The organism is Pantoea sp. FN0307, assembly GCF_050113815.1.
GTDB lineage: Bacteria > Pseudomonadota > Gammaproteobacteria > Enterobacterales > Enterobacteriaceae > Mixta > Mixta alhagi.
Window position 1 is genome coordinate 734,660 of the sequence record NZ_JBNJSO010000001.1, and the last position, 23,213, is coordinate 757,872.

The 23,213-nt window shown below is 50.5% G+C and carries 22 protein-coding genes and 2 tRNA genes; 14 read left to right on the top strand and 10 right to left on the bottom strand.

Annotated elements, in window-relative coordinates; all coding sequences use genetic code 11:
* Positions 1–27 precede the first annotated feature (27 nt).
* Complete coding sequence (locus ACQE3Z_RS03370; protein WP_426972148.1) at positions 28–1,962, bottom strand: acyltransferase family protein; 1,935 nt, start codon at positions 1,960–1,962, stop codon at positions 28–30.
* A gap of 175 nt (positions 1,963–2,137) precedes the next feature.
* On the opposite strand from ACQE3Z_RS03370, the gene ACQE3Z_RS03375 reads away from it, so the two are divergent.
* On the top strand, positions 2,138–2,395 hold the full coding sequence (locus tag ACQE3Z_RS03375; RefSeq protein ID WP_426972149.1) for a hypothetical protein: 258 nt from the start codon (positions 2,138–2,140) through the stop codon (positions 2,393–2,395).
* Positions 2,396–2,736: 341 nt separating this feature from the next.
* On the opposite strand, the gene ACQE3Z_RS03380 is transcribed toward ACQE3Z_RS03375, so the two are convergent.
* The 3 genes from ACQE3Z_RS03380 to ACQE3Z_RS03390 all read right to left on the bottom strand — a co-directional run bounded on the left by ACQE3Z_RS03380 (position 2,737) and on the right by ACQE3Z_RS03390 (position 3,235).
* Entirely contained in the window at positions 2,737–2,946 is a 210-nt protein-coding gene (locus ACQE3Z_RS03380) for a hypothetical protein (RefSeq protein ID WP_085071375.1), read from the bottom strand.
* Between the two features lie 138 nt (positions 2,947–3,084).
* Positions 3,085–3,158 (bottom strand) — tRNA-Gly (locus ACQE3Z_RS03385).
* Position 3,159: 1 nt separating this feature from the next.
* Positions 3,160–3,235: transfer RNA gene (locus ACQE3Z_RS03390), tRNA-Lys, on the bottom strand.
* A gap of 240 nt (positions 3,236–3,475) precedes the next feature.
* Between ACQE3Z_RS03390 and ACQE3Z_RS03395 the strand changes: the two genes are divergently transcribed.
* The 6 genes from ACQE3Z_RS03395 (at position 3,476) to ACQE3Z_RS03420 (ending at position 6,681) form a co-directional block, all read left to right on the top strand.
* Positions 3,476–3,889: a gas vesicle protein gene (locus tag ACQE3Z_RS03395; RefSeq protein ID WP_426972150.1), complete on the top strand. Its 414-nt coding sequence runs from the start codon at positions 3,476–3,478 to the stop codon at positions 3,887–3,889.
* A 455-nt stretch (positions 3,890–4,344) separates the two neighbouring features.
* Entirely contained in the window at positions 4,345–4,722 is a 378-nt protein-coding gene (locus tag ACQE3Z_RS03400) for a hypothetical protein (protein ID WP_426972151.1), read from the top strand.
* A 233-nt stretch (positions 4,723–4,955) separates the two neighbouring features.
* A complete protein-coding gene (locus tag ACQE3Z_RS03405) occupies positions 4,956–5,297 on the top strand; it encodes an MliC family protein (RefSeq protein ID WP_426972152.1) in 342 nt (113 codons plus the stop codon).
* A gap of 98 nt (positions 5,298–5,395) precedes the next feature.
* A complete protein-coding gene (locus ACQE3Z_RS03410; protein ID WP_426972153.1) occupies positions 5,396–5,548 on the top strand; it encodes a hypothetical protein in 153 nt (50 codons plus the stop codon).
* 382 nt (positions 5,549–5,930) lie between these two features.
* On the top strand, positions 5,931–6,143 hold the full coding sequence (cspE, locus tag ACQE3Z_RS03415; RefSeq protein ID WP_085071379.1) for a transcription antiterminator/RNA stability regulator CspE: 213 nt from the start codon (positions 5,931–5,933) through the stop codon (positions 6,141–6,143).
* Positions 6,144–6,534: 391 nt separating this feature from the next.
* Positions 6,535–6,681 (top strand): hypothetical protein, encoded by a 147-nt coding sequence (locus tag ACQE3Z_RS03420; RefSeq protein WP_167373296.1) that lies wholly within the window; start codon positions 6,535–6,537, stop codon positions 6,679–6,681.
* A gap of 47 nt (positions 6,682–6,728) precedes the next feature.
* On the opposite strand, the gene ACQE3Z_RS03425 is transcribed toward ACQE3Z_RS03420, so the two are convergent.
* Complete coding sequence (locus tag ACQE3Z_RS03425) at positions 6,729–6,968, bottom strand: DinI-like family protein (protein WP_038625468.1); 240 nt, start codon at positions 6,966–6,968, stop codon at positions 6,729–6,731.
* Positions 6,969–7,155: 187 nt separating this feature from the next.
* Between ACQE3Z_RS03425 and iraP the strand changes: the two genes are divergently transcribed.
* Complete coding sequence (iraP, locus tag ACQE3Z_RS03430) at positions 7,156–7,446, top strand: anti-adapter protein IraP (protein WP_426972154.1); 291 nt, start codon at positions 7,156–7,158, stop codon at positions 7,444–7,446.
* 183 nt (positions 7,447–7,629) lie between these two features.
* Here the strand turns inward: iraP and ACQE3Z_RS03435 are convergent, their stop codons facing one another.
* Complete coding sequence (locus ACQE3Z_RS03435) at positions 7,630–7,953, bottom strand: DUF6388 family protein (protein ID WP_426972156.1); 324 nt, start codon at positions 7,951–7,953, stop codon at positions 7,630–7,632.
* A gap of 221 nt (positions 7,954–8,174) precedes the next feature.
* Here ACQE3Z_RS03435 and yedD point away from each other — a divergent pair, with 221 nt between their 5' ends.
* Positions 8,175–8,654, top strand: coding sequence for a lipoprotein YedD (yedD, locus tag ACQE3Z_RS03440; RefSeq protein WP_426972157.1), 480 nt, complete (start codon positions 8,175–8,177; stop codon positions 8,652–8,654).
* Between the two features lie 72 nt (positions 8,655–8,726).
* Here the strand turns inward: yedD and fliT are convergent, their stop codons facing one another.
* From fliT to fliD, 3 genes are read right to left on the bottom strand one after another with little or no spacing between them, the layout of a single operon-like run.
* Entirely contained in the window at positions 8,727–9,089 is a 363-nt protein-coding gene (gene fliT / locus ACQE3Z_RS03445; RefSeq protein WP_426972158.1) for a flagella biosynthesis regulatory protein FliT, read from the bottom strand.
* Complete coding sequence (gene fliS / locus ACQE3Z_RS03450) at positions 9,089–9,496, bottom strand: flagellar export chaperone FliS (protein ID WP_250650212.1); 408 nt, start codon at positions 9,494–9,496, stop codon at positions 9,089–9,091. Before fliS ends, fliT begins: the two co-directional genes overlap by 1 nt.
* Before the next feature lie 13 nt (positions 9,497–9,509).
* Positions 9,510–10,913 (bottom strand): flagellar filament capping protein FliD, encoded by a 1,404-nt coding sequence (fliD, locus tag ACQE3Z_RS03455; protein WP_426972160.1) that lies wholly within the window; start codon positions 10,911–10,913, stop codon positions 9,510–9,512.
* A gap of 252 nt (positions 10,914–11,165) precedes the next feature.
* Here fliD and ACQE3Z_RS03460 point away from each other — a divergent pair, with 252 nt between their 5' ends.
* The 5 genes from ACQE3Z_RS03460 to ACQE3Z_RS03480 all read left to right on the top strand — a co-directional run bounded on the left by ACQE3Z_RS03460 (position 11,166) and on the right by ACQE3Z_RS03480 (position 21,996).
* Positions 11,166–12,071: a flagellin gene (locus ACQE3Z_RS03460; protein ID WP_426972162.1), complete on the top strand. Its 906-nt coding sequence runs from the start codon at positions 11,166–11,168 to the stop codon at positions 12,069–12,071.
* Positions 12,072–12,274: 203 nt separating this feature from the next.
* Entirely contained in the window at positions 12,275–13,180 is a 906-nt protein-coding gene (locus ACQE3Z_RS03465; protein ID WP_426972164.1) for a flagellin, read from the top strand.
* 193 nt (positions 13,181–13,373) lie between these two features.
* A complete protein-coding gene (locus tag ACQE3Z_RS03470; protein ID WP_426972166.1) occupies positions 13,374–17,069 on the top strand; it encodes a glycosyltransferase in 3,696 nt (1,231 codons plus the stop codon).
* Positions 17,070–17,239: 170 nt separating this feature from the next.
* Positions 17,240–20,716, top strand: coding sequence for a glycosyltransferase family 2 protein (locus ACQE3Z_RS03475; RefSeq protein WP_426972168.1), 3,477 nt, complete (start codon positions 17,240–17,242; stop codon positions 20,714–20,716).
* A 131-nt stretch (positions 20,717–20,847) separates the two neighbouring features.
* Positions 20,848–21,996, top strand: coding sequence for a DegT/DnrJ/EryC1/StrS family aminotransferase (locus ACQE3Z_RS03480; protein WP_426972169.1), 1,149 nt, complete (start codon positions 20,848–20,850; stop codon positions 21,994–21,996).
* Between the two features lie 78 nt (positions 21,997–22,074).
* Here ACQE3Z_RS03480 and ACQE3Z_RS03485 read toward each other — a convergent pair whose 3' ends face one another.
* Positions 22,075–23,181, bottom strand: a complete 1,107-nt coding sequence (locus tag ACQE3Z_RS03485; protein ID WP_426972170.1) for an FkbM family methyltransferase — start codon at positions 23,179–23,181, stop codon at positions 22,075–22,077.
* Positions 23,182–23,213 lie beyond the last annotated feature (32 nt).

Below are 23,213 nucleotides of genomic sequence, written 5' to 3' on the forward strand. Positions count from 1 at the left end.
CCTCTACTTATGAGAGGCTCTAAATAATTATTTAATTGCCAGAGGGTTTTTGAATTCCTCTAAATATAAAGCACCTATCTTTGCAGCAGACGTGTAATTAAGATGCCCTCCATCTTTCCTGAAAATAATATCTCCATTAACAAAAGGAGAGCATCCTTCTGCATTACATAGAACGTCATTAAAGTCGATAATCGTAATTTCTGGAAATTTACGTTTCAGGCGATACTCCACCCTTTCATTTCTTGGTTCCTTGGGCTTTATAAGAACTGAAGACAAGAGAACGTGGCGCATTTTTAACGCCCTGAGCCTCGCTATCTCGTTCCTGCCAATGGCCTTGAAGGGGCGAGCAACGATGAATACCTTAACACCCTTACTCAATAGATCACGGATAACCTGCTCACGCATTGCAAAAACTTTGTCGTTAACAACCTCTCCATTGGCGTTGTAAATTCTGAACGTTGGGTTCTTTTCATTATATTGGTCAAAATAGTCAGAGATGATAACCATCTTAACATTTCTGGCGTATTCAATTCTATCGCGAGTATACTTCAGGACGCGAGTTATCTCATCGTCAGGCATCTTTTTATCAATACGGCTAACATACACTCCCGGCAGAGATGGGGTAGTGCTGCGCATTGTGTCAGTCACCATTATTCCAGCATTTTTTGCCAGGACGTCAATAAACGGTGTTGCAGCATTCCCAAATGAATCACCAATCATTAATGCATCGGGCGTGTCCTTTTTGACCCCAAGCCAACATTCATTAATGTTACCTATCTTCATTTTCTCAGTGCAGGCGGAGCGAACTATATGCGCCGAGTTTTTATCATCGAGTTCGTTAAACATTCCGTCAATACGCCATTTCATGCCTGACGTATTATTCAGGTATACCATGAACAAATAGGCGCAGCAAAGGGGAAGTACATAGACTGCCGGGAAGACAATAACTGCTTTACTAAGCCTTCTGAATGGATTTTCAATAAAATGGTAACTGATACATGACATTAAAAATGCGGCCAAAACAAGCAATGACGCGTTAAATGTGTCAAGTTCAATGCCGCGATAAACTGCAAGTATAATGAATGGCCAGTGCCATAGATAGAATGAATACGATACCCTGCCAATATAAACAACAGGGGAAAACGAAAGCATACGATTAACTATGCCACCAGATGAGGCTATCAGTAAAGTTGAGCCAAGTGTTACCGGAAGAGCTGAAATTCCGGGAAAGGAACTGTTATCATTAAGTAAAAATGCACTACCAATAATGAGCGAAAGCCCCAAAACGGAGGTTATATCATTCAATTTAGAGTGCATTTCAATTTTTGTTAAATTGATGGCCAGTAACGCTCCGGACATCAGTTCAAAAAATCGAAAAGGCAACATCATATATGCGAGATTTTTGTCCTGATTGACGTAATACCATGACAAAAAAACTGATGCAAAGAAAAGAATGCAAAAAACGACGGCCTTTACTCCTCGCTTCTTAACTTTGTTTGCTGCCATTAAAATAACAGGCCAAAATATATAATATTGTTCCTCAACTGCCAGTGACCATGTATGAAGCAATGGCTCGAAAGAGGAAGATTCAAAATAATTAGTGTGCCAGTAAAAATAAAAGTTACTAACGCCAAGCAAGGAGAGAAGCGCAGTCTTGCCATATGACATCAGATCGTCTGGCATCAGATAGTAACTGCAGTAAACAGACACTATCATCAACATAAAAAACAAGGCCGGAATAAGCCTTTTAACGCGTCTGACATAAAAACTAGTGTATGTGAATTGAGATTCACGTATTTCTTTGTCGATAATTCTTGTTATCAAAAAGCCAGATATAACAAAAAAAACATCTACTCCTACAAATCCCCCAGGGATAGGGAATTTTGCATGGTAAAGCACAACGAGCAGTACAGCTAATGCCCGCAACCCATCTATATCTGGCCTGTATTTAATCTGTGACATGTGTCCATACCTTATGTTTAGTGCAAAGAATTATAAGGAATCATCAGCAGAGCGAAAGCGTTAAGTTAAGAAAAATTGATCGCGACAGAACTGCCTCTACTTTTCTCCAGCTTGCTCAACTACCACCTTATCTTTACTGTGTTTATATACAGTCATTTTAAAAGGGACAGGAACCATGGGCGGGAAAGACGCTAACTACCAGATTGTTTATCGGGGTGAATCACTTGATCGATTTAAAAACGGCAAGTGGGTGTTCTTCCAGCGACGGAAGGAGTATGACGGCGGGTACTGTTTTGGGCGCACACTGTCGCATTGTTTCTGGCTGGAGTTCGAAAGACCAACATCGCTGTTCAAAGGTATCAAGTACCTGACCGAGCTGAACCACATGCATCAGCGAGGGAATGACTTTGATGACGATTTCACTCTGGTCTGAATTTAGGTGAGACAGATTTGGGACATGCAGGGCTTTGTGACCTTTGCCAAAGCTTTGCTGCTCACAAAACGTGCATTGGATGGGTTAGGGCATATGTAGGGCAAAAAATTACCGCAAAGCAACTCAAAGCCACGGCAGGCAAGGAATCGGTTTGCGGTAATGCATTGCAAAAACACACATCACCCAGCATCAACACAGCATAGCGGCACTATGAGGTGGTTTCATGAATATGCAAGTGTAGTGGGCCAGGTTCAGGCCTGTTGGTTAAATCTCGCCTGGAAAAGATCTGCCTGATAATAAAAAACCCCGCAGGAGCGAGGCTTGTTGAGTTCAGTGGATTGTTACAGCAATGAGAAGTGCCATGAGCCAATGGCTTTTCGGGTCAGGATCATCACCTTTTCCTGCTCATCTATAACGACGTAGAACTGATCTTTAACTTTAAGGTTGCGTGGGAAGCCTTCATTACCGTCGTATCGTACGGTGATTTTGCCCCCAAAAACCTCAGCCTCCGCCTTTTTATCAAACTGGGGCAGGTAAATTGTTTTCTTCACTGTTTCTCCTCCTTCTGATTGCGCGTCGATGCTGTGTGGCGACGGCGCGGCGATCTGCCTGTAATGTTCGATACCGTCCTGAAGTATTCACTAAAATCTGCCGGCTGCGGCATATCGCATGTAAAAAAGAGGGAAGCGTGGAGCGGCCAGCGGGAATCGAACCCGCGTCATCAGCTTGGGAAGCTGAGGTAATGCCATTATACGATGGCCGCCTGGTGGGTCGTGCAGGGTTCGAACCTGCGACCAATTGATTAAGAGTCAACTGCTCTACCAGCTGAGCTAACGACCCAGGCGGGAAGTATCCTACCACAACATATGAGGTAAAAATTGCGTCATATCAAGGGAAGCTGTTACCTGTTACAACATGACAGCAGCAAAAGCGATCAATACATAGCCGGTAATTAAAAATGCGTTATGTTTTTGGCAGGCAGCGAGGGCACCCAACAAGAGCGGGCACATCATCAGGTTTCTACTAAGCTAAAGATATTCTTATCAGCTGTATCACCTTCATTATGGCAAGGGGGATGTGATGTCTGAAGATAGAGAAGTTAAAAACGTCGTGGCAAGCAAGATGCGCGATATGGATTTGGTTTATCTCACTAATATAGTAAATGCGGTCGGCGGATCTTTTGGGATAACCCTTTTCCTGAAAGGCACGGTGATCAGCGGCTTAATGATTTCTGGTAAAGAGTACTACTCAACGCTGGCTGAAAACTTAGCACAGGTGGGAGATATCGGTGAAAACCTGGCGGAACATTTTGCGCGGGTCGCGGATGATGTATACACCCCCGTTTCTGAAAGCGAATCTATCCCGGCAAACTTTATCCATATGAAAGATCTGAGAATTAAATCAGGTAACGGCGAGTTTGATGAAATGCACAATGCCCTGCTACGGCTAAAAATCGAAGAGATAGATGGCCACATTGTGGGTAACGTCTCTTAGCATGCTGTTATGTTTATCAGGCCGCCTGCGGGCGGTTTTTTGTTGCCGCAAGCCACGGGGGGGCGCGTTTTGGACATGGGATAAACAATCATAGGGTTTTATAATTGATAGCAATAATTAAATGAAATAAGTAAGAATAATTAGCAATCTTTTATCGTGAGCGCTATTTTTTATTACATTAATAAGAAAATTACGAACGCTGAATAATAATTGGGTGGAGGTTTTTAGCCATCGTCAATTCTCAGGGGGATTTTTTATAAGGTAATCTACTTGATGAAAATAATAATCTGTCTGAAATTTCATCATTTCCCGCTATCTGTGATGCCAGGGGAAATCTGATTTTAAGCACTATTATATTGAATAAGTGAATTAGGGATAAAACTGCGTTTTTATTCTTGATTTCGATCATTTTATCAACATCAGGCAATGGCTAATAATAGCGCTCTTTAATAAGCATGACAGTTTTTTTTATTGTTGATTTTTATTTGCACAGCAAAATACCAGGGTTATTTATGAGTAGAATGATTTCAGATTGGTCGCCAGAGCGTATCAGGTCATTACTTAGCTGGATTGAAAAAAGAACGCCTGAAACGGTAACGCTTAATGCTAATGATTTTTCCTCTTTAATGCTTTATTGCGAACAGCTGCACAGTCATGATAGCAGCACGCTGCTGCTGGAGAATGAAAAGCTCAAGAAAACCATTGCCGCACAGGCGCGAAAAATAGAACAGATTAGCCAGTCGCCAGCGAAGGCGAAACGCCTGGCTGTTGCTATCGCAACGATACACAGCTATGCGGATCAAGCGTTAAAATCTGGACGGGTGAAGATGTAGCCTTAATAACGTACAGGGCTTAAAATCCACTCTTGAGTCATTCCCGTTATGCATTCGCTCGCAGAGCCAGGCGGTATCAGCTCTGCGATGTCCCAATTTTGTGTCACTATTATTTGCTGAATGGCGGAATAATTAACGCTAATAATGGGTGTTAATCACGATGGCGGGATAAATTCGGGGCTTTCAGAAAGTACCAAATCCGCCTCCATATGCGCTTATTTTAAGGAGAAGTTATGCATAAAAATCAAGCAGGTCTGGTCGTTATCGCTATATTGCTCTGCGGATGCAGCACACCCTATTCACTGCCGGGAAAGGGCGTTACCGACACCACTCAGGCGGTTTACCGGTGTGATGATGGGCAACGGCTTGAGGTCACCTATTATAATAACCAGCCCAACGCACTTGCAGTAATAAAGAAGGGCGATGGTCCTGAAATAGTGATGGCTAATGTAATATCAGGCAGTGGGGCGAAATATAACGGTAATATCTGGCAGTGGTGGAGCAAAGGCCGAAGCGGTATTTTTAGCGACCTGATGAAGGATACCACTACGGAATGTCAGGCAATTGCTGAATAGTGATCGTTACTGTTTTCAGCAGGTTTTCGCGTAGTTTTTATCTTGGGCCGCCGGGGCTCTGCTAATCTTTAAGGGAAAGAGATGAGGGGAGCAAATACATGAACAAACGTATACTTTTTGCCATTTTAGCGGTTGCGTTTTTAGCTGGTGCTATTCTTCGTTTTATGGCCAGCGGCATGGCTTTTGGAGTCATGTTTTTAATCCTTGCGGCAGCTTCCGCCTGGTTTAGTATTAAAGCGAAGCGGGAATAGAACGCCTCTGCCATTCAGGTTGCTTTTTGTACGACGTAGCAGAGAATATTAATAAAACAAAGCGCGGCAGCATTATTTTTTTCTATACGTTTCTTTACATATCGCTGCGCTTAGCACCCACAAGCGCTGCGCTTATTATTTCATACCGCACAGTAAAACAATTCAAAATAACGCTTGCGCTCAATTAGGTTCCATGAGTAAATGACGCATCGGTTTGGAAGTCAGACCTTATGAAAGCAGTTTTAGTAAAGCAGTCCTCATTTAAAGCGTTATCTTAGATACCCTTCTTCTTGAGCCTCTTCTAAGTGCCCAGTAAGTATTCTCTGCAATACAGACCTTGTATGCCACGCTAGCTGGCTCACCAATTAAGAAGGAAGTTACTATGTCTAACAAAATGACTGGTTTAGTAAAATGGTTTAACGCCGAGAAAGGTTTCGGCTTCATTTCTCCGGAAGATGGCAGCAAAGATGTATTCGTACACTTCTCTGCAATCCAGAGCAACGATTTCAAAACCCTTGATGAAGGCCAGAAAGTAGAGTTCTCTATCGAGAACGGTGCTAAAGGTCCGTCAGCAACTAACGTTGTTGCGCTGTAAGGCGTTTTAGCCTGTATCAAGCCTTGCGATAGCGATGAGGGTTTTAACCTGAGCAGCAAAGGGCATGATAAAGGCAAAAGCTTCGGTCTGCTGACCGGGGCAATCTTTCAAAAGCGGCTGATTTATCAGCACGTATTTTGAATAAAAGGCTCACTTCGGTGGGCTTTTTTTATGCCTGAAAATCAGATGTGCACGCAAAGTGTTATCAACCGGGCCACGTTAAAGCACATAAAAGGCGGTCAGCAAAAGCCCGGTTTAAAGGCAGTTCGGGACAAACGACAGGCCAGACGCATTAACTGTGACCGCATCGACAAGAGATAAATTTCTTGCCCGATTATCTACGGCCACCGCCTACACTTATTAAGCCCCTGTCGGGTTACTGGAGGTTAAAATGTCAGAGCGTCCTGATGTAAATGATCCGTTAGAAGATGATGAGCCCGTACCGCAAACGCCGGACGAAATCGCTGACGACGATGACGATGCCGATCCGCTGGAAGATGATGACGATGAAGGCCAGGATCCCAGTACGGTAATCTAGCCAAAAAAAACCGCCCCAAAGGGCGGTTTCTTTATCTGACAGACAGGTTATTCCGCTACCAGCCACATATCCGCTTCATCAAACATCTCTTCAACAATGCGGATAATAATCGATTTATCACTTTTGCTGGCGTCGCTTTCAATGGCGTTACGCTGCATAGCCTTAGCTTTTACCTCTGCATCCGGGAAAGTGCGATGAATTCTTTTTTGCAGCTCTTCCAGAATAAGTTCATGCGCGCCAGGTAGCCCGGCAACGTTGCGCTTGTCATAAATCAGTTCAACAAACATGGGTAGCAATCCTCTTGATTCGGCACCGCTCGAAGCATCCGTTATCATACTGGATATGCAAACAGTATCAAATGCATTTTTTAACGCGCGCATCAGAAATCATTATTCTGGTTGCTTTACGTATTGTCTTATACAACTTGCACCATTTGCGTGGTAGTTTCGTTCGCAAAACTAAAAGGGGATCACCATGAAACACCTTGTCATCGATATTTTGATGAAACTGGCAAAAATGGATGTGGAAGCCAAAGAACTTACAGCGCAGGTGGAGGCACAATCACTGCTGGTTGCCGCGCTGTTGTTAACTGCCGGGAAAGAAGGATCTGACAGCATCGAAAAGAACATTAGCAACGCCATACTGGCTGCTTCGCGGGCATCGCCCGATGTGATCCAGTCTGATATCGATTTGCTTTTAACGCACATTAACCGTTTGCTGGCGGTAACGCGCTATATTAATGAAGACGTGGTAGAGCGAAGTTAAAACAACCTCTGAAGGTGTTGAACCAGCGACATCTTCAGAGGCAGTACGATGCACGCTTGCAAAGTTTGGCGTGATTCTGTTACCGGAAAGGTCAGATAAAAATCCTTCTCTACAATCTTATCTGCTGCTAATCCGACGGTGCGGCATCGTTATTGACGCATTTTACGATAAATTATTTAGCCCTTATAAATCATTTTTCTGGCAAAACTCTTCCCACGTCATCCCCAGTGCTGCCGCGTGCTCTTGCAGATAGCCTTCGATTGCCTGAATCGCTACTTCTTTATCAGGTTCCGCCAGCTGAATAGAAAACAGAATGGCATCCTGATTTTTAGCCCGCAGAAACGCGGCATAAAACCGATCCGCCTGCATACTGCGATACTGTGCCAGCGACATATTAAACCCGTCTGCTTCTTCCTGCGTCAGGCCATCAAGGGCAGCCTGAAAGTCAGGATGGGCTGACAAAAACATTGAACGGGCGATAGCATAATACTCTTGAGGCGTTTTCATGGGCGTAACCTGTAAATAAAGATGGTGTTAAGTGTAACCTGAGGTGATGCAGCTGTCAGGCGATCGCCATTTAACCGCCGCAAAGTTACTCACTGCCCGGGCGGGGTGGGGAAAAATGTCCTTAATCACCTGCATTAACCTGACTGATGCGCAAGTTTCTTGCGCTGGCAGGGGGAAAAATTATAACGTAGCCGCCATCAAATGAAGGTTAGGGAGCCAGAATGAAAAAGTGGATGCTGTTGGGCGCGCTGGCGCTGACGGGCTGTGCACAGATCAATCAATACCAGCAGGCGGTAAAAACACCTGCTCCGGCCAATCTGCAAGGTTACTGGCAAACTATCGGGCCGCAGAGCGGGTTGATTAGCGATCGCGCTATGGGAAGCCTGATTATTACTGCCGAGGGAGATACGCTGGATTGTCGTCAGTGGCAGCGGGTCATCGCAAAACCAGGCAAGCTAACGCTGCTGAATGGAAAATACGTAAACGTTAACAGGCAGCTGCGCGTTATGCCGCTGGAGCTTGAGGGCAGTGAGTTACATTACGACAAACTGACGCTGAAGAAAGTCCAGCAGCCCACGATTGAATGCCAACAGGCGCTGGAGCAGGTTGCGCTTCAGCCAAATGCGGCGGTTATCCAGAACATTGAGCCGCAGAATATGCGTGCTGTTTTTGCCACGCAGCCTGCTAAACGGCAGCCGTAAAAAAGGCGATGACACGCAAGCGCGTGTCATCTGTTAACTTTTTTCGCCCAGGCTTCGATCCGTCACCCTCATTTACAGGTCGGAAGGGTGCAGGACATTACCGGAAAAACGGCTATAGGCGGAGGTGACGTTTTTCTGCTGATTACCCTGATTAACCAGTGAGCGTAGCTCATCCATCCGAATAATCAGCAAATCTTTAATCAGCTTTTCATTATCCAGCAGCTGTTTCAGCAATGGACGAATTTGCGTCTGCATCGCAGCGGGCAGGGGAGTACCTGCTGCTGCCTGCGTCACGCTTTCCACCGCCTGGATATAACCTACTTCATGACCGATCAGCTCATCCCATTGACTCTGCTTCGCCAGCGTCAACATGGTATTACTGAGCATCAGCAACTGCTGATAACGACGAAGCAAATCAACATTAGCTGACATCATCAGGCTTCCTGGGTAGCTTGCGCATTCGGACCGATCTCTTTCCAGGCATCGGCAATATTGGTTAGTAGCCTTTCCACTTCGCTAATAGCCTCCGGATCATTATGCAGGTTGGCGTGCAGCAAACGGCGGGTCATATAGTCATACAAACCGTCGAGATTCGCTGCAATTTCGCCACCAGCCTCATGATTCAGGCCGGCACGCAAACCATTGGTGATAATGTTGATGGCTTTAGAGAGCGCCTGACCTTTACCGGGAATGTCGCCCTGATCCATCAAAATGGCCGCTTTTTTCATGGCGCTTAACGCGCCATCAAATAGCAATACCACCAGCTGATGCGGAGTGGCGCTCATCACGGCACTTTCAACGCCAACCTGGGCGTAGGCCTGGATTCCCGATTTTGCGTACATTTTAATCCTCTGGTTATTTATTCATCGCACTGAACTGTTGGGTCAGATAGTTCCCGGTCTGCGTCATCGATGAGACTAAGGTGCTTAAACTGGTAAATTGTGTTTTATAGCGTGCCATCGTCGCCTCAATCTGCTTGGTGACGCGATCATACTGTTCGGACAGGCGTTTCAGCGTAGTATTAATGCCGTCTTCCGCACGCTGGATTGAGCCGTCAGACGCCAGGATAGACTTTAACTGGGCGCTAACTTGTGTTGCGAAACCGGTAGTGCTACCGTCGCCTGACAGGAACGTCGCTACGCTGGTCGCTTTTTCATCCAGCGCCTTGTTCAGCTTATCGCTATCTACCGTCAGTTTGCCGTTAATATCCTGCGTCACGCCAATTTGCGACAGCAGCGTAAAATCGCCGCCGGCCTGCGAGGTGGAGAGCGTTGAACGCAGGCGCGTCTGGATATTACGCAGCGTGCCGTCGCCCAATAGATCGCCATTGCTGGTATTTTGAGCGCCGTTACCCTGATCAACCGCAGTGTATTTAGTCTGGTTAGAGATGGTGGTTTGCAGTGAGTTGTAGGCATCAACGTAAGCCTGCACCGCATCAACCATCGGCTGGTTATCTTTTTCCACCGTCAGCGTTTCCGGGCTACCGGCGTTGGTTTTCGTCAGCGTCAGGGTGACCCCTTCTGGCGCATCGGTAATAGTATTGCTGCTGCGCGTGATCGCCACGCCGTTGATCGTCAGCTGAGCGTCGGCGGCAGCGACCTGTTGAGTCATCCCATTGGTCGTCGCAGCTTTGTCATAGCCAATGTACTGTGCCAGCGAGCTGTCGTCGGTGGTGATCGTCATCTCATTAGCGGTGCCGGTATCGCGTGAAGTCAGCGACAGATAATAGGTATTGTCGTCAGACTTGATAATGCTGGCGGTAACACTGCCCTGTTGCTGGTTAATCGCGTCGCGAATATCCGCCAGGCTGGTTTTATCCTGCGTCAGCGTCACGGTCATCGGCTTTTCCTGACCGCTTTGCGCAATAGTAATCGTGCGCGAAGCCATCGCGCTGTCACCGAGATCCGTATCTTTGCTGGTGGCAGATTTAGAGAGCAGCGACTGTGCTTTAGCCAACGCTGTGACTTCCACCGAATAGTTGCCTGCCGTCGCGCTGTTAGCCAGCGTTGCGCTAAAAGCGGTGTTAGTGCTGCTGACCTTGGTTGACGCGATGCTGGAGGTATCCTTCAGCTTATCAGCAGCGGTCTGCAATTTTGACAGCGATGTTTGCACGATGCCCCAGGCCGTCAGCTTCGCTTTATAGGAACTCTGCTGGGTGGTGATCGGGGTCAGGCGTGTTTTTTCTGATGTCTCCAGGCTGTCATACAATGATTGCAGATCGAGGCTGGTTCCCGCACCGAGAGAGCTAACACTTGCCATGTTGTAATCCTTCGTTGGTTGACTATCACTGGAGAGGGTATCGGCAGCGTCTGGTAAAAGCTTAGCCCTGGATAAAAAAATCAATGGGCAGATAAAAAGCCCTTCTTTATTGCACTTCCGGCTTTTACCCGTTTGCGAATTTTTTGAAAATTTTTCTAAAGGTTGTTTTAGCGCTGACGATAATGAGGTTGACGGTGATGAAGCCGTAGAACAGATGCCTGAATCTGAACCATTTTTTAAAGGAAAAACATCATGGCAGTAATTAACACTAACACCCTGTCGCTGATGACTCAGAACAACCTGAGCAAATCTCAGTCTTCTCTGGGCACCGCGATCGAGCGCCTGTCTTCTGGCCTGCGTATCAATAGCGCAAAAGATGACGCAGCAGGTCAGGCGATCGCTAACCGCTTCACCTCTAACATCAACGGTCTTGGCGTGGCAGCACGTAACGCTAACGACGGTATCTCTCTGGCGCAGACCGCTGAAGGCGCGCTGAGCGAAATCAACAACAACCTGCAGCGCGTACGTGACCTGACCGTTCAGGCGCAGAACAGCTCTAACTCTGCTTCTGACATCGACTCTATCCAGGCTGAAGTTAACCAGCGTATGGAAGAAATCGATCGCGTAACCAAGCAGACTGACTTTAACGGCATCAAAGTGCTGAACACCGGTTCTGGCTCAAGCAGCTACAGCTTCCAGGTAGGTTCTAAAGATGATGAAACTATCTCTATCAGCCTGAGCTCAAGCAACGACTACAACCTGTTCAACACCTCCAGCGCGACGGGTGATGTTTCTTCTCAGACCATCAACGGCAACGCACGTACCACCAATGCTGAAGGCTTTGACGTTCTGAGCGGCACCGTGACTTCTGGCGGCGGCACCGACGGTAACCCGCTGGCAGACATCGATAAGGCCATCAAAGCGGTTGACAACCAGCGCAGCCTGCTGGGTGCGTCTCAGAACCGTTTTGAGTCCACCATCACTAACCTGAACAACACGGTAAACAACCTGTCAGCAGCCCGCAGCCGTATTCAGGATTCTGACTACGCAACGGAAGTGTCTAACATGTCCCGCGCGCAGATCCTGCAGCAGGCTGGCAGTTCCGTACTGGCTCAGGCCAACCAGGTTCCGCAGACCATGCTGTCCCTGCTGCGTTAATTGTTATCAATTACGCATCCGACAACGCCCTCATTACGAGGGCGTTTTTTTTAGCGGTTGATTATCGTTTACCTGCATTAATTAATTTAGCGAAGTTGCAAAAAAAACCTAAAGTCCTGCTTAACGTTGTCGATAACATTTATGACGGTGATGAAGCCGCAGGCCAAATGCCGAACCCTAATTTAACTTAAAGGATACTTATCATGGCAGTTATTAATACTAACACTCTGTCGCTGATGACTCAGAACAACCTGAGCAAATCTCAGTCTTCTCTGGGCACCGCGATCGAGCGCCTGTCTTCTGGCCTGCGTATCAACAGTGCAAAAGATGACGCTGCTGGTCAGGCGATCGCTAACCGCTTCACCTCCAACATCAACGGTCTTGGCGTGGCAGCACGTAACGCTAACGACGGTATCTCTCTGGCGCAGACCGCTGAAGGCGCGCTGAGCGAAATCAACAACAACCTGCAGCGCGTACGTGACCTGACCGTTCAGGCGCAGAACAGCTCCAACTCTGCTTCTGACATCGACTCCATCCAGGCTGAAGTTAACCAGCGTATGGAAGAGATCAACCGCGTAACCGAGCAGACTGACTTTAACGGCATCAAAGTACTGAACACCGGTTCTGGTTCAAGCAGCTACAGCTTCCAGGTTGGCGCTAAAGATGGCGAAACCATCGCTATCAGCCTGAGCTCAAGCAACGACTACAACCTGAACAACGCTTCTGGTACAACGTCTCAGACTTCTGGCCAGACCATCAACGGTAACGCTCGTGTTACTGAAGCGAAAGGCTTTGACGTTCTGAGCGGTACTGTGACTTCTGGCGGCACCACCGACGGCGCTCCGCTGGCAGACATCGATAAGGCCATCAAAGCGGTTGACAACCAGCGCAGCCTGCTGGGTGCGTCTCAGAACCGTTTTGAGTCCACCATCACTAACCTGAACAACACGGTAAACAACCTGTCAGCAGCCCGCAGCCGTATTCAGGATTCTGATTACGCAACGGAAGTGTCTAACATGTCCCGCGCGCAGATCCTGCAGCAGGCTGGCAGCTCCGTACTGGCTCAGGCCAACCAGGTTCCGCAGACCATGCTGTCCCTGCTGCGTTAATTGTTATCAATTACGCATCCGACAACGCCCTCATACGAGGGCGTTTTTTTTTGCCTAATCGGCAAAACTAAGCGCTTTTAAGGGGGTTAATCTGCCCCTCATCTTGCCCTCTGCTGCTTGACAATAGATCGTCACCGGTAACCTGTGCTGCCCTGGCACACAGGAAAACCGTCGTTAATTAAGAGGATGTCAGATGAGCAGGCTATTAATCAGCATCGATCGTTTTGAAGCGTATTCGCTGCATAACAACGAAATACTCGACATTATTGATGCGTTGCTGTCGCAGGGATGGCAGATCGATATCGTTGCCCACAGCGCAGGCAAGGCGCTGGCTGGCGAACTGATGCGGTTGACGCAAAGCGGCGCTTTCCGCCTGATTACGGATAAGCAGGGCGCGCTGGCCGACAGTTATACGCTCATCTGGATCTATAAAGGATTTTTCAGCGGTAAATTGCTGGAGGCGATCAGCGAGCTATCCGCCAGCGCGCCGGTTATTTTCCGCCACTTCAGCGACTACAACGATCTCTATATTCCCTACGGCGTGACGCTGGAAAATCAGCTCGCTTCACGCACGTTATCGCTGTCGCCGCTGGTCACTGAACGCCTGTTAGCCACCGGCGTTGCGCCGCAGCAGTTACACCCACTGCCTTATACCGTCGCACCCGTTTTTGCCGCTTATCAACCTACCCGTATTTTATCTACGCTGCAGCGGGTGCTTTACGTAGCGCCAGAAATGTCAGCGGAAATGTATGAAGTTCAGCAGCGGCTCAGCGCGGCAGGTATTCAGCTGGAATGGTTTGATAACAGCCAGCCGGTCAGCCGCATTCAGCCTGACTGGCTGGAGAAGTATGATGTGGTTATCGGCAGCGAAGAGATTGCGCCTAAAGCGCTGGCGCTGGGGATCCCGCTGTTTCTCGCCGCTGGCGGCTATGTGGAAGGCTACCTTGGCGCAGAGAATATTGCCCGCTGGGAAGGTGAGCACTTTACGGCGGTCAACCTGCGATCCTGTCCGGATGCTGATGAGTGGCTTGAGCTGCTGATGCAAGGATTTACGGCGGCAGCAAAATGGTCACGCCAACAGCAGGCGGCGCACCAGCAGAAATGGAGCATCTCCTCTCTGCTTGAGGCGCTGATCAGCGCGCCGCTGGTCGCTAAGAGCTGGAAGGCGGATGAAAAATCCCTTTATGCGCTGCGTTTTCATAGCCAGACGGTACTGGCTGCGGCGGATAACAAAAACTACTCCATGGAGCGCTGGCTGGAAGATCGCCGCATCAGCGATACGCGTCGTCAGGCACTGCAGGCGTTTGTACAGTCACTGCCGGAAAGCGGCAGCATTGGCGTGGCTATTATCGATGAGCAGGGCGACAGTGCCCGATCTCAACGTTCGCTTGCTTCGGTGATGCAGCAGTCATGGCCGCCGGTGAGTATCGATATTTTCAGCGTGGCTGATTTAACCCTGGCAGAAGGCGAGGTCGCCCGCTGCGCACTGGGCTGGCCAGCTGAGCTCAACCGATTAATAAATCACTCATCCGCTGAAGCATTGCTGGTATTGTCGGCAGGCGACGAGCTGTTGCCGGATGCGCTGCTATTGCTGGCGGAGCAGCGCTTACGTCAGCCCGCAACGCCATTCTGGTATATGGATGAAATGTATAGCGACGGTATCAGCGAGCCCGACGTGGTGCTGCGACCCGATGTGAATATCGATCTGTTACGCAGTACACCTTATATCGGGCGCACACTGCTGTTCAGTCGCCCAACGGCGCAGGCGCTGGGTGCCTTATCTGCGGATTATCCGCATCTCGGCCTGTTCGATCTGCTGTGGCGAGCCGTGGAACAGCAGGGCGCTGGCGCGCTGGGTCATCTGCCGGAAGTGCTGGTAAAAAGCAACGATCGCATCAGGGAGTGGGCGGAGCGGGAAGAGGTGCGGGATGAATATCAACGGATGGTAGCCGCGCATCTGCAACGGCTGGGCATTGCGGCCACGCTGGAGCCGGGGCTGACGCCGACAACGCAACGGGTGCGCTACCGTTGGGAAAGCCAGCCGCTGGTTTCAATCATCATTCCCACGCGCGATCATTTTGCGTTGTTAAAAGCCTGTATTGAAAGCCTGATGGAGAGTACGCGCTATCAACGTTATGAATTATTAATTGTTGATAATCAGTCAACTGACCAGCAGGCTTGCCGCTTTCTGAATGACCTGCAGGCGCTGGGCGTAGAACAGATCCGCGTGCTGCGCTACGACGCGCCGTTTAACTATGCGGCGATCAATAACGCTGCCGCAGAACAGGCACGCGGCGACCTGCTGCTGTTTTTAAATAATGACTGTCAAATCATCGAGGGCGAATGGCTTGATGCGCTGCTGGAACAGGCGTTAAGGCCGGAAATCGCGCTGGTGGGAGGACGTCTGGAGTTTCAGGATGGTCGCGTACAGCACGGCGGCTATCTGCTGGGCGTCCGCAACGGTGTGGATAGCCCATGGGAAGGGGCGGCGAATGAGAGTCAGGGCTATCACGGCTATCTGAAAACCGCGCATAACCTGACCGCCGTTAGCGCCGCCTGCATGATGGTACGCAGGGAGGTCTTTTTCAGCCTTGGCGGCTTCGACGCAGAACGCTATCCGCTCTATTTTGCCGATGTGGATTTAGGGCTGCGGGCCGTTCAGCAGGGTTATCTTAATGTCTGGACGCCCTGGGCGCGCGTCAGGCATATGGGCGGCGCAACGCGGCTGCTGGCGGAAAAATTTCAGGTGCAGGAACGTCCATTACTGCCGGACTACGCCACGCTGCGCGCTCAATGGAAAGGCGCGCTGCTGAATGATGCCAGCTATCATCCGCGTATGCAGCGCATGGGCAAAGCTTTTAGCGTAGGGCCGGGTACGGCACGCTTTCAGCCGCCGTTACCGGGGCGACCGCTGCCGGTGATCCTGGCAAACCATGTGAACTGGCAGGGCTGCGGCCATCATCGCGTCGTTCAGCCGTTTAAAGCGCTGGAAAGCAATTTGCTGGCAGAAGGCGGTCTGATCCACGGTATTCCCGGCGTGATGGAAGCCGCACAGCTGCAGCCCGATGTGATCCTGCTGGAACTGCTGAGCGGCAGCCGCTTCCCGGCCATCATGGCGCAGTATCGCGAGGTGTGCGATGCCAAAATCGTGGTGGAATATGATGATTATCTGCTGAATGTGCCGTTGAAAAACGGCAGCCGCAAACACTTCCCCCAAAATATGGTGAAAAACCTGCGCAAGGTGATGGAAAGCGCTGACTGGATTGTCGTCTCGACTGCGCCGCTGGCTGAAGCCTATAGCCGTTTCCATCACGATATTCGCATTGCGCAGAACCGTCTTGCCGAAGGGCAATGGGGACATCTGCTTAGCGAGCGCGGTACGGGGCGCAAAGTGCGTATCGGCTGGGCTGGCGGCAGCTCGCACGCGGGCGACCTGGAAATATTATTACCGATCATCAAAGCGCTGGAAGGCGAGGTGGAGTGGGTGTTTATGGGCATGAAGCCGCGCGGCATCCAGTGTGAGTTCCATCCGGGCGTACCTTTTGAGATGTACCCGGAAAAACTGGCCAGCCTGAATCTGGATTTGGCGTTAGTGCCGCTGGAAATTAATCAGTTCAACGAATGTAAAAGTAACCTGCGGCTGCTGGAGATCGGCACCTGTGGGGTGCCAATCATCGCCACCAACATTGAACCTTATCGTTGCGGTCTGCCGGTAACGCTGGTTGAGAACCGTTTCAAAGACTGGATGGCGGCGATACGCGCGCATCTAAACGATATGGCAGCAACCCGCCGTCAGGGCGATGCGCTACGCGAAGCGATCCACCAGCAATGGTATTTGCGCGGCAGCGGTCTGGATGACTGGCAGCAGGCGTGGCTCACGCCGCAGTAATTTACCTGCGGGTGCCATAACCGGCGCCCGTCAATACTGCACAGTGCTGCGCCGGATTAACCGTGTCGGTTTTTTCTTTTTAGCGGGCGCAATGGTTTCTTCCCGCTGAGTTTTTTGAACGAAAGACCGACGTCTTTGAACGTCGGTTACCACAACCTGCTGAGAATATTATGCAATCGCTCACCTTCCCTTATTTGATTATGGCACCGGACTATCGTGAATCTTCCCAGGGGATTCAGGTCATGCATCAGCTTGGTCATATGATTAACCAGCAGGGCGGGAAGGCCTGGATGGTGGGCTGCACGGTTAATCCGCAATGGAATACGCCGCGCCTGGATGAAGAGAGCTGGCATGCAATCATCCACAGCGGTCAGCCCTATATCGCCGTATATCCAGAAGTTACCTCGGGGAATCCGCTTTCCGCGCCGGTATGTGTGCGCTATATGCTTAATCGCGAAGGCGTGATTATGAAAAATCGTCTTGAAGAGGGGCCGGACGATCTCTTCTTTTGGTATCGCAAAGAGTTTGCTGAGAAAGCGGTTAATCCAGACATTCTGCGTATTGAAAGCTTTGACCTGGATCTGTTCTGCGACGATAACCCCGATAAGGATCGCGATCTGCTCTATCTCAACCGCGTGCCTGAATCAGCGGTAGATTTTTCGCTGCTGCCGCCGGGTATCCAGATCCTTTCTATGCGTAACCCGCTGTCGCTACAGGAACTGGCGGCAGTGTTGAAGCGCACGCGCGTACTCTATTCGTATGAATCCTCCGGCACCTGTGCGCTGGCGATTCTGTGTGGAAGCCCGGTGGTGGCGCTGACGGCACCCGGATATGAACAGTACGCGATTACCCCGGATACCTTAAAGGATAACGGCGGTGCCGGTTTTAGCTGGGATCCCTCTCCCGAAGCCATTGCCGGGGTGCGCCGTGATCTGTACAAGGTGCGTGACTATTTTTTGTCTCAGCGGGCCGAAAGCGATCGGCAGCTACAGCATTTTCTTCACCAAACTCAACGGCAGGCGCAAAAGGTAGCTGATGAACGGCAGCAGCGTTCACTACCCGTCTGGCTGATGCAGCGCACGCTAACGCCTGGTGAGCGCGAGCGACTTGAGCTTCAGCCAGTCGCGGGTCGCCGGTTATTGATTGTTATCCATCAGGATAATGAAACGGTTGATGCCGTAAGCAAAACGCTGGAGACATTACTGCCGCAGCTGCGTCAGCTAACCGGCAGTCGGGTGTTGCTGGTTAGCGACAGCGCGCTTCCGCTTAGCGACGATCCGCTGGTTCAACAGAGTACAGCTTCCGCCTGGATGGCGATGGTGGCGGAGCTGTCACAGCAGCAGGCGTTTGACTGGCTACAATCTGTGCCAGCCGGGACGCAATACAGCGCGCAGGGGCTGCTGCTGGCAAGCGATGCGCTTGGCAGCCTGGACAATCTGGCGATCGTTTACGCTGATGAGATGCTGCTGCTGGCGGATGGCGAGATGTCTCCCCATTTCAAGCCGGACTTTAACCTCGATCTCTTCTTAAGCGCACCACGGCTTTATCTGCAACGTGCTTTCTTCCAGCGCGACGCATTGATCTCGACCGGCGGTTTTGATACCGGTTTCCCGCACAGCTTTGAACTGGACGCGGTGCTTAAAATGATCGCGCAATATGATATCGGCGCGATTGGTCATTTGACCGAGACGGTGACGCTGGTGCCGGCCGCCGCCTGTGAGTTTGACGCATCGCCGGAGCAGCAGGCGCTGTTACGCGGTTACCTGCATCAGCGCGGCTATCTGCAAGGCGCAGTAGAGGGCCAGCCGGGGAAACCCTGGCGTTTGCAGTATGATTTACAGCCTGCATTTTCTCTGTCAGCGATTCTGCTGGCCGGCGATAACCTGGCGCAGCTACAGCGCTGCCTGACTACCTTTTTTGAGCAGACGCGGTGGGCAAATTATGAATTACTGATCGTGACGCAGCCGCAGACGCCGCAGGATATCACCCTTTGGCTACAGCAGTTGGCAGGCGGTAATCTTCCGGTACGCCTGATTAATGTGACGGAGGATCGATCCACGCTTTGCATCAATGCTGCTGCCGCTGAAGCGCAGGGCGAGTACCTGCTGCTGCTCGATGCAAACTCGGTTTTTGTGATGTCGAACTGGCTGAACGCGCTGGCCAGCGATGCGTTGCGCCCGGAGGTAGGCTGCGTGGCACCGCAGATAATCAACTTTGAGCAACAGCTGCTTTCCGCGGGCTATATTCTTGGCGTTAATGGCCTGGCCTTTCCCGTGGGTTATGGCGAGCGGTGGGGTAGCGGCGGACATCTGTCACGTCTGCACAGTTCGACTCACTGCGCGGCGCTTTCATCGCACTGCCTGCTTATCCGCCGCAGCGTCTGGCAGCATATTGGCGGTTTCGATCCTCAGTTCACATTGCCGCTACTGGCGGAAATCGATTTCTGTTTGCAAGTGGCGCAGGCGGGCCTGCTGCTGGTCTGCACCCCTTACAGCCTGATCGCCAGCGAGGCGACCATTAGCGGCTATCCCGCTCGTTTTTTACCGCAGCCTTCATTGGAGCTGGATGGTTTTTATCAACGCTGGCTGCCGGCTCTGGCTCAGGATGCGACTTATCACTGCGCCTACAGCCTGACCGAACGGCTTTTCGCGCCGGATACGCAGCTTACCGCCCGCTGGCGTCCACTCCGGCATTACGGCATCCCTTACATCGTGGTCATACAAGATGGCGCGATGGATAGCTATGCGCAGCGGCTGGTGGAAACGCTGCATACGCTGTCACAGCGTGGCCGATTCTATTTCACGCTGCTCACCACCGCGCCTTCCGCGCCGGAACTGCTGCGTCTGCAGGCTGACTGTATCGTACTGAGCGGCGAAGTGAATGAAGCAACCCGCCGTACAATCGCGCAGGTGAAAGCCAGTCACGGTGTTCGGGTGGCTTACCTTGCCGACAGCAGAATGATGGCCCGCAGCCTGAAGCCGCTGCTACAGCAGGAATTTATCGATAGCTGGCTGGTTTACAGCCGCGCGCAGGCTGATTGGTTCAATAAGCGACATAAAAAGGCCGTTATTCTGCCCAATGTTCTGACGGCGCAGTGGCAAGATAAATCATCGGGGAAAGCAAACGGTGCAACACGACGCGTGCTTTGCGCCACCTGTTTGCTGACAGAAAAAGAGCGCCAGCTTATCGCACCAGCGATAGCACAGAGCGCAGCGGTATTTGACTGGATCATTTTGGGCGATTGTCCCACTGACTGGCTGCCCTTCGTACGTGAAACGCACCGCTGTAGCGATGGGGCACGCATGATGGCGCAGCTTGCCGGTTTATCGGTGGAGTTTGCCGTTCTGCCGCGCAGCAACGGTGATGAAAACCGCTTTAAGGATAGCTTCATTTTGTTGCAGTTAGCCTCTCTGGGCATTCCGGCGCTCTGTAGTGATGTCCCGTCGCTGGCGAGTGAGCTACCCACATGGCGGGTAAAGAACAGTGTGGAAGCCTGGCGCCTGGCGCTGGATCAGCGTCGCGATGCGCCAGCGGAAAGCGGGCAAATGGCGGCGGCTTTCCCGGCGTGGTTTGCCCGTCGGTATAGCAGCGCAGAAGCCATGGAAACGCTTTTTCTGCAGGCGCTAACGCTAACAGGAAAAGAATAATAACGGTCAATAGATTAACGCTCAGTCTGAGCCTCATGCGTCCGAAGGCGGACAACGTGCGGGGCTGGCAACAGCCAGCCAACGGGCGGCAGTAGCCGTGATACTGGAAGCGGAATTAAGCAGGTGTATAAATGAAAAGCCCTGAAAAGAATCCTTTACCCAATGTACTGGTCACCAGTCCGTTGATGCCGCCGCTTGAGGAATTTTTGCCTTACCTTGAAAGCATTTGGCAGAGCAAACAGTTAACTAACGGCGGCCCCTATCATCAGGAGCTGGAAAAGGCGCTGGCTGATTACCTGGGCGTGCAGCATATTAGTCTGTTTGCTAACGGTACGCTGGCGCTGGTTACCGCGCTGCAGGCGCTGCGTATTACCGGTGAGGTGATAACCACACCATACTCTTTCGTCGCCACCTCTCATTCCCTGTTGTGGAACGGGCTCAAGCCGGTGTTTGTGGATATCGATCCGATCTCCTGCAATCTCGATCCGGCTAAAATCGAAGCGGCGATCACCCCTGCGACTACCGCTATTTTGCCGGTGCACTGCTATGGCATCCCTTGTGAAACCGATAAGATCCAGCGCATTGCGGATAACTATGGCTTAAAAGTCATTTATGACGCGGCGCACTGCTTTGCCGTGAAACAGGGCGGCGTCAGCATCCTGAATCAGGGAGATTTGTCGATCGTCAGTTTCCATGCCACCAAGGTGTTTAATACCTTTGAGGGCGGTGCAATTATCTGCCCCAATGAAAAAATCAAACGCCGCATCGATTATCTGAAAAATTTTGGTTTTGCTGATGAGACTACGGTAGTGGCGCCGGGTATTAATGGCAAAATGAATGAGATCCAGGCAGCCTTTGGTCTGCTACAGCTGAAACATGTCGATCGCGCGTTTGCCATTCGTAAAGAGATTTATGAAAACTATCAGCAGGCGCTGGCACATGTACACGGGCTGAACCTGCTACCGCTGCCGGAAAACACCGACTGGAATTACGCTTACTGCCCGATATTTGTTAAGCCAGGACATTTTCCGCTAACCCGTGATGGCCTGTACAACCTGTTTAAAGAGCAGGGGATTTATGTGCGTCGCTATTTCTATCCGCTGATTTCCGATTTTCCTATGTATAAGGGTTATGATTCCTCAGCGCCTGAGAATCTGCCGGTTGCCAGCCAGATTGCGCAGCAGGTTCTCTGCCTGCCGGTGCATCCTAATCTTACTGCTGCGGAGCAGAACACCATCATCGACATTATCATACGCGCCAGTCAGGTTAATGCTGCCTGACGGTACGGCGACAGTGATAAAAAAGGCGGCCTGTGGCCGCCTTTTTTATGGAAAGCTCCCCCATAACGGGGGAACCACTCAATCAGTAATAGCGTACAGCACCAGTTCAAAGGCGTGCAGCGAATGATGGGCGCGTAAATAAAAGCGGTATTCAGGCACCAGGCTCTGGATGTAATGCGGAAGCGTCAGCAGATCTTCCGGCTTATGGTAAGCGCTGATCGCCAGCACAGGGCGGTGGCTTTGGATGCTGCTGCTGGCGCCTTTCAACGCTTCCAGCTCTGCGCCTTCAATATCCATCTTGATAAAAGTGACTTTTTCGCCAGCCGTCACTTCATCTATCGTGATGAGATCGATACTCGCCATGCTTTCATCATCAGAAATTTTTGAACTCAGCGCTCTGCCTGAATCAAAATGCAGCGTCGTGGTGCTGCTCCAGACGCCCTTGTTATAGCAGTGGCAATAGCCCAGCGACGCTGTGGCTGCGCTGAGTTTGGCGAAGTTACCGCTGTCAGGTTCAAAACCATAGATTTTATGCGGCTGCGGCAGGGAACGCTTCTCAATGGCCGCGAGGAAAGCGGCAATGCTGTCGCCGTTATAGGCGCCACAGTCCACAAACACTTCATCACTCCCCAGGGAAATAATATCCGTTGGGAAATAATGGTCAGGATCGAAGACCGTTTGATAATATTTTGGCTCGGCGCAAATACGTTGATTAAGAAAAGCGACCAGCGTTTGACGAGACTTGTCATCTGCCAGCTGCTGATAAAGCGCATCAAATTCGCTTTCATGCTGTTGACAATATTCTCTGGTAATAAAGCTATCCGTATTAACGCCGATAAACGACGGATCGTAGATCAATATTTCCGCTGCATGAGAAGAAAGCTGCGCAATAAATTCATCGCTGACAAACTGCAGCGCAATAATATAGTTACAGGGCTGGCCCGACTGAATGAAGTGCTCCAGGGCTTCCAGCTCAAACTCATTAAAGGTTGCGCCTGCGGTTAAGTATTGTTGGTTAACCGCAACGTGGTCAATGCGCAGCGCCTCGCGCTGCATAAAGCTACAGGTCATTTGCGCCAGGCACCCCGCGCCGATTAATACGATGGGATGCCCATTGGTCTGCATGCGTGCAGTGGTGGTAAGAAAATGGTTTTGCTGCTCAACGATTAAATCCAGGAAGCGCATCGGATAGTTCCTTAAAACGTCAGGGTAAAGTT

Excerpts from the sequence above, each read along its gene's own strand:
- ACQE3Z_RS03370 (WP_426972148.1), bottom strand. The coding sequence starts at position 1,962 with ATGTCACAGATTAAATACAGGCCAGATATAGATGGGTTGCGGGCATTA.
- ACQE3Z_RS03375 (WP_426972149.1), top strand. The coding sequence starts at position 2,138 with ATGGGCGGGAAAGACGCTAACTACCAGATTGTTTATCGGGGTGAATCA.
- ACQE3Z_RS03395 (WP_426972150.1), top strand. The coding sequence starts at position 3,476 with ATGTCTGAAGATAGAGAAGTTAAAAACGTCGTGGCAAGCAAGATGCGC.
- ACQE3Z_RS03400 (WP_426972151.1), top strand. The coding sequence starts at position 4,345 with ATGACAGTTTTTTTTATTGTTGATTTTTATTTGCACAGCAAAATACCA.
- ACQE3Z_RS03405 (WP_426972152.1), top strand. The coding sequence starts at position 4,956 with ATGCATAAAAATCAAGCAGGTCTGGTCGTTATCGCTATATTGCTCTGC.
- ACQE3Z_RS03410 (WP_426972153.1), top strand. The coding sequence starts at position 5,396 with ATGAACAAACGTATACTTTTTGCCATTTTAGCGGTTGCGTTTTTAGCT.
- cspE (WP_085071379.1), top strand. The coding sequence starts at position 5,931 with ATGTCTAACAAAATGACTGGTTTAGTAAAATGGTTTAACGCCGAGAAA.
- ACQE3Z_RS03420 (WP_167373296.1), top strand. The coding sequence starts at position 6,535 with ATGTCAGAGCGTCCTGATGTAAATGATCCGTTAGAAGATGATGAGCCC.
- ACQE3Z_RS03425 (WP_038625468.1), bottom strand. The coding sequence starts at position 6,968 with ATGTTTGTTGAACTGATTTATGACAAGCGCAACGTTGCCGGGCTACCT.
- iraP (WP_426972154.1), top strand. The coding sequence starts at position 7,156 with ATGAAACACCTTGTCATCGATATTTTGATGAAACTGGCAAAAATGGAT.
- ACQE3Z_RS03435 (WP_426972156.1), bottom strand. The coding sequence starts at position 7,953 with ATGAAAACGCCTCAAGAGTATTATGCTATCGCCCGTTCAATGTTTTTG.
- yedD (WP_426972157.1), top strand. The coding sequence starts at position 8,175 with ATGAAAAAGTGGATGCTGTTGGGCGCGCTGGCGCTGACGGGCTGTGCA.
- fliT (WP_426972158.1), bottom strand. The coding sequence starts at position 9,089 with ATGATGTCAGCTAATGTTGATTTGCTTCGTCGTTATCAGCAGTTGCTG.
- fliS (WP_250650212.1), bottom strand. The coding sequence starts at position 9,496 with ATGTACGCAAAATCGGGAATCCAGGCCTACGCCCAGGTTGGCGTTGAA.
- fliD (WP_426972160.1), bottom strand. The coding sequence starts at position 10,913 with ATGGCAAGTGTTAGCTCTCTCGGTGCGGGAACCAGCCTCGATCTGCAA.
- ACQE3Z_RS03460 (WP_426972162.1), top strand. The coding sequence starts at position 11,166 with ATGGCAGTAATTAACACTAACACCCTGTCGCTGATGACTCAGAACAAC.
- ACQE3Z_RS03465 (WP_426972164.1), top strand. The coding sequence starts at position 12,275 with ATGGCAGTTATTAATACTAACACTCTGTCGCTGATGACTCAGAACAAC.
- ACQE3Z_RS03470 (WP_426972166.1), top strand. The coding sequence starts at position 13,374 with ATGAGCAGGCTATTAATCAGCATCGATCGTTTTGAAGCGTATTCGCTG.
- ACQE3Z_RS03475 (WP_426972168.1), top strand. The coding sequence starts at position 17,240 with ATGCAATCGCTCACCTTCCCTTATTTGATTATGGCACCGGACTATCGT.
- ACQE3Z_RS03480 (WP_426972169.1), top strand. The coding sequence starts at position 20,848 with ATGAAAAGCCCTGAAAAGAATCCTTTACCCAATGTACTGGTCACCAGT.
- ACQE3Z_RS03485 (WP_426972170.1), bottom strand. The coding sequence starts at position 23,181 with ATGCGCTTCCTGGATTTAATCGTTGAGCAGCAAAACCATTTTCTTACC.